The following is an 11,742-nucleotide window of genomic DNA, read 5'->3' as shown; positions in this document are numbered from 1 at the left end:
ATTTATTACTTTTTTTTCGGCTTGACACACTTTTTTGAACGTTCCCACTAAGTTCTCAATTTCTCAAAGAAATCTTTTAATAAAAGAGAACATTTTGTTTCTAATATTCCACCATAAACTTCAGGTATGTGGTTACAGAATTGAAATATTCTAGTGCCGTTTTCAACTCCTCCACCTTTGGGATTGTAAGCCCCGAAGTACAGACGTTTAATTTTTGCAAAAGAGATAGCTTGAGCGCACATCGGGCACGGCTCTAACGTTACGTACATTTCAGCTTCATAAAGCGTGGAAGTTGAAAATGCTTGTTTAATTGTTAACATTTCTGCATGTGCAGTTGGATCATTAGATATATTGTGTGCAGAGGAGATGATATTGTTTCCATTAACTATTACAGCACCTATTGGCACTTCGCCATCTTTCTGAGCAAGTTTTGCTTGCTCTATAGCAAGTTCCATGTATTGGTACTTAAACATTAGGTGCTTGGGTAAATATAATTTTCTTTTCTTGGCTTTTCTATTTTTTCTAGGTTATAGAATTCACTAAGGACTATTGTCCTTTTTACAAGGCTATCTATTTCTCGCTTTAAATATTTTTTTATTTCTTCTACCGATTTTAGTTCGTTTATAGCTACAACTACTTCTTCCATTATATCCTCTATAATTTGATCCTCCTCTAATTTATATATTATTTGTTCTACATGCCTATTCAATTCCTCGAAGGTCGCAGATCCATATGTAATGCTATCTTTACTATTTCTTAGTAACATTTTTTACCTCTCTATTAGAATATAGTTTATTCAGTTCTATTAAACTCTATTGTCAATAGCTGCCTTAATAAATGATGTAAAGAGAGGATGAGGAGAAAATGGTCTTGATTGAAATTCTGGATGAAATTGCACACCAATAAACCATGAGTGATTTTTTAGCTCCACTGCCTCTATGCATGTTTTATCTTCTGATATACCACTGCATATCATTCCATTCTCTTCTAAGTTATTTTTATAATCTAAATTAACTATATATCTGTGTCTGTGTCTTTCTGAAATAGTGACACTACTATACACATTTGCCATTTTTGAATTTGGACTTATATTACACTTGTATGTTCCAAGTCTCATGGTTCCACCAAGATCAACGTTCTTACCATCAGCGAGCTTGATGATTGGGTGTTTGCAAGTATAAAATTCTTCAGAGTGTACATCTTCAAGCTTAATAACGTTACGAGCAAATTCAATCACTGCAAGCTGCATACCAAGACATATTCCTAAAAAAGGAATGTTATTTACACGGGCATAGTTTATTGCTAATACTTTACCTTCTATTCCATTATCACCAAATCCTCCTGGAACAAGGACTGAATTAGAGCTTTGTAATTTTTCTCTGATAAACTTTGCATCTATAGATTTTCCATTCTCTTCTCTTGAGTTGACCCAATTTATCTTCACTCTAGCTTTATTACTAATTGCACCATGGTTTAATGCTTCAATCAGTGATTTATATGCGTCAGGAAATTCAGTATATTTTCCTACTATGGAAACGATAACTTCTTGTGTTGGATGTCTCATAGAGTGTACTATTTGGTTCCATTCAGGTAAGCTTGGTTTTGGCTTACTTAAGTGAAAGTGATCCAAAATTTGTGTCCCGAGCCCACATTGATTATACAAGGACGGTAACTCGTATATATGGTTTACATCAGGAGCAGGTATTACGTTAGATAAAGAAACATTGCAAAGATTGGCTATCTTTTCTTTTTGATTATCGGAAATTTCTTTTTCACTGCGACATAATATAATATCTGGTTGTAACCCCGCAGAGTTTAACTCTCGAACTGAATGCTGTGTCGGTTTTGTCTTTAATTCTTGTGCTGCAGTGAGGTATGGTATTAAAGTTAAGTGAATAAGGATAACTTTTTGCTTTCCTAGTTTATAATTAGCTTGGCGTATAGCTTCCAAAAACGGTTGGCTTTCAATATCGCCTACGGTTCCGCCTATTTCGCATATTACAAAATCTAAATCTTCTGTACCATTAAAAATGAAAGATTTGATTAAATCTGTCACATGAGGAATGATTTGCACAGTTTTGCCTAGATAATCACCACACCTTTCCTTCTTTAATAATTTATTATATACTTTACCAGTTGTTATATTGTCGTCCTTGGTTGCTTTAATTTTAGTAAAACGCTCGTAATGTCCAAGGTCTAAATCAGTTTCAGCACCATCCTCAGTAACAAATACTTCCCCGTGCTGAGCTGGGCTCATTGTTCCAGGATCAATGTTGAGATATGGGTCAAGCTTTCTGATGCGAACATTGAATCCATGAGCTTGAAGAAGTGCTCCCACACTTGAAGCAACTAAACCCTTACCAAGTGATGAAACAACTCCACCTGTAACAAAGATAAACTTGGTTTCTTTCATTAATTTTCAAATGGAACAGAAGTTGATTGGCCTTCTTGCTTCTTTTCTGATATAATCTTCTCTGCAATTGATTTTTTATGTACATCTTTTGAACATAATCCTGATAGTAACAGTGTATTTATAATGAACAGCCCAGCAACTATAGAAGTTATTCTACTGAGTGGATTTTCAGAAGACTTTACCGGAATTATTGAATTCATTCCCTGTTGTGAATTACTAAAGCCACTTAATGAACTACTTCCAGGTGGCTGCAGGAGCACTAAAATTACCAATACAACAACCAATATTATTTGAAGTACACTAAGTACTGTTACTGACATTATGAATAGAGCTAAAAATAAAGATTTTAGGAGCATAAGGATCATAAGTCAAGAATATCTTTACCCGAGTAACTTGACTACTGGAATCCAAGTATGTATTAAACCTTATTTAAATTATGAGCTATCACATTTTAAAATACAAAGATTATGAACCAAAAATGGATGAAAGTTCTTTTATCGCAGATGGTGTGCGTATCATAGGTAACGTTGAAATAGGAAGGAATGCGAGTATCTGGTTTAATTGTGTGATCAGAGGAGATGTTGGATCAATCAAAATAGGTGATGAAACGAATATTCAAGATGGCACCGTAATTCATGTAGATAGAAATCCAGGCGGTGATACGATTATTGGTAGTATGGTGACGGTTGGACATTTTTGTGTGTTACATGCATGCACGATACATGATAAAGCATTTATTGGTATGGGCTCTGTTATAATGGATCATGCGATTGTGGAGTCTGAAGCTATGGTAGCTGCTGGCTCACTGGTAACGCATGGGAAAGTGATAAAAAGTGGTGAAGTATGGGCTGGCAGGCCAGCACAATTCTTCAAAAAAATGTCAGATGAGGAAATTAAACATATTACACAATCTGCACAAAATTATATCATGCTGATGAAAGAATATAAGGCTGTATGCTAGGTTGAGAAATCTTCAGCTCTGATGCACATTCTACGTTAACTACTTCAAAAGCTTCTTCAACTATAGAATGCTTATCAATATAAGGCTCAATCACTTTTTCAACTCTAGTTTGCTTATCAATATGCTGATTAATAAAACTACCTCTGACTAGAATATCCTTTATTGGCCAGTTTGTTTCTGTTGGAGTACCTGATAATTTAGCTGCAAATTTTATCGGTGCTGACGTTAGAAAAAGAGATATAGTATTATTTGAATTAAGATAGAAGTTTACATGATCTTTACAATCTTTTAGATTTATATCTCCCGGAAAATCTGGTATTTGAGATTGTATATTTGCTTTTATGAAGTTCATCCGGCCGAATTTTTCAGTAAGTATCCCTACCTCTTTTAGAACTTCTAATGGGATGATAATATCATTGCTAATTCCATTTTCTTCTTGAGAAAAAAGTTCAGTGTATGCTCCTTTTTTTCTGTGTTTCTCAAAATACTTAGGAAAATACATATTAAGGTATTCAGAGTGTAGCTCTATACGATTTTTCTGGTCATCCTCTAGAGTAAATGTGTATTTACCACGATTTTGCTTAAGCTCGCACAATTTAAATTTACTAAGGTCAGAGTCTGGAAATGGCTTTTCAATTTCAAAAGCAAGTGTAAGAGTGTGCGTTGTGTGATCAAATTCATTTTTTTCTTGTAGACCATCTTGTAAACTATAGTACTTATTTTTTTCATATTCCTTTTTTTCTCTATTAGCATTAACTTCCTGTTCATTAAAACTTTCAACAGCATAAAAAAATTCTTCTTCATCTAGCTCTTCTCCTGTTAGAGCATCCTCAAACACATCCTGTTCATCCTCTAAATCAATCTCATTACCTTTCGTTTCTATTTTATTCTCTATACTTATTTTTTTTGTATGGTCATTTCCATTGCTAGCAGTTGTTTGATGATGTGTATCGTTAGTTTGAAAAAAGCTCTTTACTTTTGATATTAAGCTAATCCATGAAAGTCTGACTTGATTAAGTAGCCATTTAAAACTCTTCATTGTTTTACCTCAACCTAATTACTAAAAATTGTAACAGAATAAATTAAATATGTCAATAAGATACACAAATTGTACTAACTGGGAATTAGTGGCAGCACTTAACATCTGTGTAAATTTTGACATAGGCGTTTTCTGCATTTTAACCAAATCAGTAAAGAGAACACCATTGATATTCTCCTTTTAGAAGCAACTTGAATAAAACTGATAAAGTTTGAATTAAAGTGTGATTAGGAAAGTGAGTGATGAGAACTCTTTATTTGGACTTCTTTTGATTCATCTATTTTAGTATTAGGTCTTAGTGTTGTGTGTGTAGCACCACCAGCTACGAGTGCAGATGCTGTAGCTATGATAATTATTGCTAACATACTTAGTCTAGTTGTGTGCTGAAGTATAGTATTTGCTATCAGTCCAACAGCAAGACCAACACCAATAACAGCAGTGTACAACATTATCGAATTTGAATCAGATACGTAATTTGTGAGCTCTTTGGAACACTCTTTTGCTAATCCTTTTACTGCTCTCTTGAGTTTGTTTTGATCTTCTTCTGTTCCAGTACCTGATTTTAGTCTCTTACATAACTCTTGTATTTTTTCACCTTGTACTTCTGCCAGCTTTTTTAGCTCCGTAGACAATTTCTCTATTTTTGTTCCTTTCAATTCTACTATTATTTTCTTGAAACATGGCATCATTATTTGCTCTGTTTCTTCTTCTACTTGATTTTTTAATGCTATTATTTTATTCAATTGTTCTTCTGATATTTCAGTGTCTTTTTTTAGTTCCACTGTAACCTTTGTTTCTTCTAGCTCCGATATTACGTTCATTAATGCGTGAAATGCACTCCATAGCTTTTCACCAGAATTCTGACTCCGTTTTGGTGACATAGACTGACTGCCTTTGAACTTTTTTGGTGATATGGGCTGATTTTTACCATCTTTAAGCTTTTTTGAGTTTTCGCCAGCACTTACTTTAACCATAATAAACCTCGCATATTAAATAATGCTATTACATAATATCTTTAAAGCTCAAGGTCAAATAGTATCTTTACATAATATAACTCATAAACAGAAAATTTTAGTATAAATTGCCATATTTACTTTGTGCTATGGTTTGAGATAGAATAACAACTTGCTTCAAATATGGAAAGGCAGTACAACTCTATAATCAAGTTACTGAACTCTCATTTACTCCTCTTTTTTTGTAAAACAATCTACAATTCATTAGAAGATCTTCAGATAGACGTTGATCATTGGTTGCGTTTTTACAGTGAGACAAGACCTCATTCTAGTAAATATTGTTATGGCGATGTAGACTTTTCTGAATAGAAAACATATTGCTTTTTAGAAAAATATTGGTAGCATTACATTAAGAGACTGATATTAGTTTTCAATTTTTCTGTTAGTTAATTCTTGCTTGCTAGGTTAAGTTGTGTCTGGTAACCATAATGGCAAATCTTGTTAACTTGAGGCGTGAATTTTAGCCTCTTTCATCCTTACATTAGTTACATATTCTTCCGCAGAGGGCTAATGAATTTATTAGTAAAATTCAGTAATTTATAACTGACAATTAGAGCTGTTAATTAGCAACTCACTTTAAATAAGTTACTCAACTGTGACAGATTTAGCTAAATTTCTCGGACAATCTACATCTAACCCTTTTTTTTCTGCAATAGAATAAGCAAGAAATTGCATAGCAACACTGTAGATAATTGGAGAAACAAAATTGTCAACTTCTGGAAGTTGCACCACATCTATGCAAATTCCCTTTAAGAGCGGTGCTCCTTGCTTATCACTAAAGGCAATTACTTTACCTTTTCTTGCAATAATCTCTTGTATATTGGATAGCGTTTTAAAGAATAAATTATCGTAAGGAATAATTGCGATAACAAGTACAGTAGAGTCTATCAAGGCGATAGAACCGTGCTTCATTTCTCCCGCTGCAATACCAATTGTGTTGATATATGAAAGCTCTTTTATCTTCAATGCACCTTCCATTGCAACTCCATATGAGCTTCCTCTCCCAATTATAATTATATTATTGTGCTCTAATATACTGCCTGATATATGTTGTATTTCCATCACATTCAAAACATGCTCAACATGTTCGGGAATAGAATTAATAGCATCGCTTAGTTCCTTTATCCTCTCTCTACCTAGTATACCTTTTATTTTTCCAAGCTCTACAGCAAAGCATGCTAAAATTGCAAGCTGCGTAGAAAAGGTTTTTGTCGAAGCAACACCAATCTCAGGTCCAGCAAGAGTATGCAATACAATATCTGAGGCTTTTTCTATGCTGCTATTAAATGTATTAATTATGCTAATGATCATTTGTTTCTGCAATCTCGCATAACGTAGTGCTTCCATAGTATCTGCAGTTTCACCAGATTGAGAAATGAATAAGCCAATACTACCTTCTTCGAGCTTGACGCTGCTATACCTAAATTCTGACGAGATTTCTAGATATACCCGAATTTGAGCAATACTTTCCAGCCAACACTTTGCTATTAGTCCAGCAAAATAGGATGAACCGCATCCAACTATAGTAATGTAACCTAGTTCAGAAAATAATTCTTTGTTGATCTCTTTATATTGTTTATAAAATTGATTTATTGTTTTGTTTAATGCATACGGTTGCTCAAAAATTTCTTTTAGCATAAAGCTAGGGTAACCATTTTTACTAATTAGAAAATTTCTTGGACTGCTATTTTCTGTTCTGCGTTTAACTTGTATACCATTATTATATACACTGAATTCGTTAGATTTTATTACTGCAATATCATTATCTTCTAAATGCAATATTTTTTCTACAAATGAATTCAAAGTATTAGTATCAGAAGCAGCAAACACTTTATTACAGTTATATCCTATTGCTAAAGGCAAATTTCTTTTTGCAACAAATAAAGTATCTGGATATTCTGCAAATAATAAAGCCAAAGCAAGTGAACCTTGTAAATTGTTTAGACACTGTAATATAGAATCAACTGGTGACAATCCTTCATTAAGATATGCAGTTAATATGTTTGGTATTACTTCTGTATCAGTGTCGGTATGAAAAGATACTCCCTTTTCCTCCAGATCCTTTTTTAATATATTGTAATTTTCAATTATGCCATTATGAGCAACAACAACATTATTTATATAAATGGGATGAGCATTTTTAAGATTTGGAACTCCATGTGTAGCCCAACGAGTATGTGCTATACCAACTTTGCTACTAGATATCTTGCTCTCATGAACAACTTCACATAATCTTTCAACTTTACCTTCTGATTTTTTGACTTCTATCTTACCTCTATTATTTATAATTGCTATACCTGAAGAGTCATACCCTCTGTATTCCAATTTTTGCAACGCGGTTAGTAAAGTTGGTATTACTGAATCACCGCTACTTACTATACCTAATATTCCACACACTTCGTAAATTATGAAGCATTTTTGTCTTTTTTACTTTCCTCTAGTTTATTTTTCTTGCCATTCTTTTCAACTTTGCTTTTTTCAATAGATTTAGCTACTGGCTTTTGAATTTCTTTATTTAAGATTTCAGATATAGCAGACTTTAGGATTTTTATTTCAATTTTTGGTGCTATTTCTAGTATTAGTTGTGAATTTACTTCGTCAACTTTGTTTACTTCACCTATTATTCCACTAGAAGTAATAACCGTATCACCACGTTTTATTTGATCTATCATCCTTCTATGTTCTTTTAGTTTTTTGTGATTTGGGCGAATAATGAGAAAATAAAATACTACAAATATTAAAATGAGTGGAATAAAGCTAGCAACAGATGCTGATACATTGTTAGTCGCATCTGCCGCAAAAACCTCAGAAATGAACATATTTAATCCCAATTATTAACGATAAAATTAAATAGATTAAGCAGCAATTACAATATCATGTCAAGTCTCTGAAAGAAATTAATTCAAATTAATAAGAAACTTAAAGAATTTTAAGGTGTTTCTGCTGTAATGGCGGGAGTGATGAGACTTGAACTCACGACCTCATGCGTGACAGGCATGCGCTCTAACCAACTGAGCTACACCCCCCATTGCTTTTTAACGTTTGCAACTTTAAAGCTAATCAACGTGTTGCCACTTGTCAATATTTTTTGTTTGCGCTTTTTTGTCTTTTTTATTACTATGTAAATAACTTAATTTCACACATGGCTTATGCAAGTAGTCCCGTTAGGGTTATGCCATGGAGGATAAACTATTTGGAGGAGTAAATATGACAAATTTGCCTAAAGTCACTATACGTGATTTAGCTGAATCTGGTGTGCATTTTGGCCATAAAGTTAGTCGCTGGAATGCGAAAATGGCCCCATATATATATGGTATACATCAACAGAATCGTATACACATAATAGACTTACGAAAAACATTACCATTGTTAGAGGCGGCGATGAAAGCTTTATACGATGTTGCATCTCAAGATGGTCGCATTTTATTTGTTGGTACGAAATTTCAAGCTTTAGATATTGTTGCAAGTGAAGCAGTTCGTTGTGGTCAGTATTATGTAAATGATCGATGGCTTGGTGGTATGCTTACTAATTGGAACACTGTTTCTTCTTCGATAAAAACTTTGATACAATATGAGAAAATATCCAATGATGAAGATAGCATCTTAACAAAAAAAGAATTAGGAAACATTGAAAAGAAAAGAAAAAAGCTTGATAAAGAATTGGGTGGAATTAGAGAAATGGGAGCAGTTCCTGATATTTTATTTATTATTGATACTAACAAAGAGCATATAGCGGTTAAAGAGGCTAAAAAACTGGGTATTCCTGTAGTTGGAGTACTTGATACCAATTCTGACCCAGATGGTATTGCCTATCCTATACCAGGAAATGATGATTCAAGAAAATCAATAGAGCTCTATTGTAAATTAGTTGCTGATTCTATATTAGCTGGAATAGAGTCTAGTTTGACAAGGTCTAGAGTTAAGGATGATGAGCTTATTCAAGAAAAAGAAGAGGATATTGTGCAAACTAAAAAGAAGCGTATTAAGGTTGAAACAGAAAGGGAGGTAATAGTAAGTAAATGAAGATGGATTCAAGTAGTATAAGGGAATTACGCGATAGAACAGGGCTTGGCTTAAGCGATTGTAAGAAAGCGTTAGAAGAGTGTGATGGTGATATTAAGAAAGCCGTTGATAGGTTACGTACAATAGGATTTGCTAAAGCTGACAAAAAGTCTGATAGAGTAGCTTCCGATGGGCTTATTGCTATGTGCTTGGCTAGAAATTATGGTGTATTGGTTAAAGTCAATTGTGAAACTGATTTTGTTGCTAGAAGTGAGAAGTTCATAGCATTAGTTTCAAATTTAGCATCAATTGCTTGTCAAGAACGTTGTACTAGTCTTGATGAGTTAAAAAATGCCAAATATGAAGATGTTGGTACGGTACAGGAAGCTATTATGAGTGGTACATCGGTTCTTGGTGAGAAGTTAGAGTTAAGCAATCTTTGCTACCTAGAGACTAAGGATGGGATTATTGCTGGCTATGTACATGGTGATATGCATGGCTTAGGTAAGATTGGTGCTTTAGTAGCATTGCAATCATCTGGTGATAAACAAGAGATTGGAAAGCAAATAGCTATGCATGTAGTTGCTATGAAACCTGAAGCTTTATCTATAGATGATTTAGATCAAGAAAAATTAAACAATGAGCGTTCTATAATTGAGGAGCAAGTAAAGAGCTTAAATAAACCTGAAGAGGTAGCGAAAAAAATAGTAGATGGACGAATGGCTAAATACTATGAAGAAGTTGTTCTGCTAGAGCAGAAATTTATAAAAGATGATAAAATGAAGGTTGCTGATTTTATAGAATCAAGTGCTGTTAAATTAGCTAATTATAAGTTACTTACTTTGGATGGTGAAAATAAGTAACAAAACTTCAGAAGTAAAATACCCCAGAGTGTTATTCAAAATCTCTGGGGAGGCTTTGATGGGATCAAAGCTGTTTGGCCATGATATGGAAGTGATAGATAAACTATCCAAAGACATAGTTGAAGTTTGTAATCTCGGAGTTCAAGTTTGTATTGTTGTTGGTGGTGGGAATATTTTTCGTGGTGCATCAGCATCTTTAAGTGGCTGTGAAAGAGCAAGCAGTGATTATATTGGAATGCTTGGCACTGTCATTAATGCTTTAATTTTGCAAAATTTTTTAGAAAAAAGCTCTATAGTCTCTAGGGTGTTGTCTGCTATACCTATGACTACCATATGTGAGCCTTACATAAGAAGGAAGGCTATTCATCATTTAGAAAAAGGTAGAATTGTCATTTTTGCAGCAGGTACAGGTAACCCATTTTTTACCACAGATACAGCTGCAGCTTTACGTGCTGTTGAAATGAATTGTGATGTTATTCTAAAAGGTACGCAAGTAAGAGGTGTATATTCTGCTGATCCAAAAAAAAATGAGGATGCTGTGATGTATGATAGGCTTTCTTATACAGATTTGCTAACTCGTGATTTAAAAGTTATGGATGCATCAGCAATTTCACTTGCTCGTGAGAATTCTATCCCGATTATAGTTTTTTCTTTAAAAAGAGAAAAAATGGTCGATATTATTAAGGGTCAAGGTACTTATACTATAGTCTCAGGTTATAAACATTAGGTAATTTATGTTAAACGAAATAAAAGCTAAAACAAAAGAAAGAATGCTAAAAACTATTCAGTCTTTTCATGATGATATGAAAGGTGTACGTACTGGTAGAGCTAACTCATCATTACTTGATGGTATAGTTGTAAATATCTATGGTGGACATCAAAAACTGAACCAAGTTGCAGGCGTTTCAGCTATAGATAACAAAACTCTATCAGTTAAAGTTTGGGATGCTACTGTTATCGGTGAAGTGAAAAATGCGATAATCAATGCTAACCTAAATTTAAATCCTGTTGTTGAAGGAAATACTATACGTATAGTTCTTCCAGACTTAACACAAGAAACTCGTGAAAAATTAGTGAAATTATTGCATCAATTTTCTGAAAATGCACGAGTTGCAATTAGAAATATACGCAGAGATGTTATGGAAGAAATAGAGGAAATGAAGAAAAATAAGGAAATCTCAGAAGATGATTTTCATGTTGCCAAAAAGGAAATACAAAACATTACTGATGATAATGTAAAAAAAGTCGATGATGACTTATCTATTAAAGAAAAGGATATATTGCATCATTAAGTTAATATGAAAGAATTTTTCAGTATTGAAAAACATAAGAGGATTCGATATAGATACAGTTGTATGAATGCTGTGATTCAGATCTCATCATTACGCACACATTTGATCGTTATACGGGAACGTTCAAAAAAGTGTGTCAAACCGCATTTTCAATTCAAC

General features: G+C 33.5%; 13 protein-coding genes, 1 tRNA gene and 1 pseudogene. 6 read left to right on the top strand and 9 right to left on the bottom strand.

The genetic code is table 11. From position 1 onward, the window contains the following. Positions 1–47 precede the first annotated feature (47 nt). Genes JR312_RS03960 through secG form a run of 4 tightly spaced genes read right to left on the bottom strand, consistent with a single transcriptional unit; the run spans position 48 to position 2,733 of the window. Entirely contained in the window at positions 48–455 is a 408-nt protein-coding gene (locus JR312_RS03960; protein WP_264330543.1) for a nucleoside deaminase, read from the bottom strand. A gap of 17 nt (positions 456–472) precedes the next feature. Beyond that, positions 473–766 carry a hypothetical protein gene (locus JR312_RS03955; RefSeq protein WP_007302591.1) on the bottom strand — a complete coding sequence of 98 codons (294 nt, stop codon included), beginning with the start codon at positions 764–766 and terminating at the stop codon, positions 473–475. 39 nt (positions 767–805) lie between these two features. Beyond that, positions 806–2,413 (bottom strand): CTP synthase, encoded by a 1,608-nt coding sequence (locus tag JR312_RS03950; protein WP_416647785.1) that lies wholly within the window; start codon positions 2,411–2,413, stop codon positions 806–808. Next, positions 2,413–2,733, bottom strand: coding sequence for a preprotein translocase subunit SecG (gene secG / locus JR312_RS03945; protein ID WP_007302593.1), 321 nt, complete (start codon positions 2,731–2,733; stop codon positions 2,413–2,415). The genes JR312_RS03950 and secG overlap by 1 nt, the downstream gene beginning before the upstream one ends. A gap of 116 nt (positions 2,734–2,849) precedes the next feature. On the opposite strand from secG, the gene JR312_RS03940 reads away from it, so the two are divergent. Then, positions 2,850–3,374 (top strand): gamma carbonic anhydrase family protein, encoded by a 525-nt coding sequence (locus JR312_RS03940; RefSeq protein WP_416647784.1) that lies wholly within the window; start codon positions 2,850–2,852, stop codon positions 3,372–3,374. Here the strand turns inward: JR312_RS03940 and JR312_RS03935 are convergent. Further along, positions 3,340–4,413, bottom strand: coding sequence for a hypothetical protein (locus tag JR312_RS03935; RefSeq protein ID WP_416647783.1), 1,074 nt, complete (start codon positions 4,411–4,413; stop codon positions 3,340–3,342). The two genes, JR312_RS03940 and JR312_RS03935, sit on opposite strands and share 35 nt — an antisense overlap. Positions 4,414–4,640: 227 nt before the next feature. Beyond that, positions 4,641–5,387: a hypothetical protein gene (locus JR312_RS03930; RefSeq protein WP_264330539.1), complete on the bottom strand. Its 747-nt coding sequence runs from the start codon at positions 5,385–5,387 to the stop codon at positions 4,641–4,643. Between the two features lie 213 nt (positions 5,388–5,600). Between JR312_RS03930 and JR312_RS03925 the strand changes: the two are divergent. Further along, positions 5,601–5,754: pseudogene (locus JR312_RS03925) on the top strand (IS481 family transposase); the annotation flags it as partial. Between the two features lie 257 nt (positions 5,755–6,011). On the opposite strand, the gene glmS reads toward JR312_RS03925, so the two are convergent. The 3 genes from glmS to JR312_RS03910 form a co-directional block, all read right to left on the bottom strand. Continuing rightward, a complete protein-coding gene (glmS, locus tag JR312_RS03920) occupies positions 6,012–7,823 on the bottom strand; it encodes a glutamine--fructose-6-phosphate transaminase (isomerizing) (protein ID WP_264330538.1) in 1,812 nt (603 codons plus the stop codon). Between the two features lie 8 nt (positions 7,824–7,831). Then, a complete protein-coding gene (gene yajC, locus JR312_RS03915; protein ID WP_264330537.1) occupies positions 7,832–8,245 on the bottom strand; it encodes a preprotein translocase subunit YajC in 414 nt (137 codons plus the stop codon). A gap of 130 nt (positions 8,246–8,375) precedes the next feature. Further along, a tRNA-Asp gene (locus tag JR312_RS03910) sits at positions 8,376–8,452 on the bottom strand. A 181-nt stretch (positions 8,453–8,633) separates the two neighbouring features. Here JR312_RS03910 and rpsB point away from each other — a divergent pair. Genes rpsB through frr form a run of 4 tightly spaced genes read left to right on the top strand, consistent with a single transcriptional unit; the run spans position 8,634 to position 11,583 of the window. Beyond that, entirely contained in the window at positions 8,634–9,449 is an 816-nt protein-coding gene (gene rpsB, locus JR312_RS03905) for a 30S ribosomal protein S2 (RefSeq protein ID WP_264682668.1), read from the top strand. Next, complete coding sequence (gene tsf, locus JR312_RS03900) at positions 9,446–10,291, top strand: translation elongation factor Ts (RefSeq protein ID WP_416647782.1); 846 nt, start codon at positions 9,446–9,448, stop codon at positions 10,289–10,291. The genes rpsB and tsf overlap by 4 nt, the downstream gene beginning before the upstream one ends. Next, complete coding sequence (gene pyrH / locus JR312_RS03895) at positions 10,275–11,018, top strand: UMP kinase (RefSeq protein WP_416647781.1); 744 nt, start codon at positions 10,275–10,277, stop codon at positions 11,016–11,018. The genes tsf and pyrH overlap by 17 nt, the downstream gene beginning before the upstream one ends. A 7-nt stretch (positions 11,019–11,025) precedes the next feature. Continuing rightward, positions 11,026–11,583: a ribosome recycling factor gene (gene frr, locus JR312_RS03890; RefSeq protein ID WP_015588404.1), complete on the top strand. Its 558-nt coding sequence runs from the start codon at positions 11,026–11,028 to the stop codon at positions 11,581–11,583. Positions 11,584–11,742: the final 159 nt, after the last annotated feature.

The organism is Wolbachia endosymbiont of Nasonia giraulti (genome assembly GCF_048054155.1).
Classification (GTDB): Bacteria; Pseudomonadota; Alphaproteobacteria; order Rickettsiales; family Anaplasmataceae; genus Wolbachia; species Wolbachia pipientis_C.
This window is presented reverse-complemented; position numbering and strand designations above follow the sequence as displayed.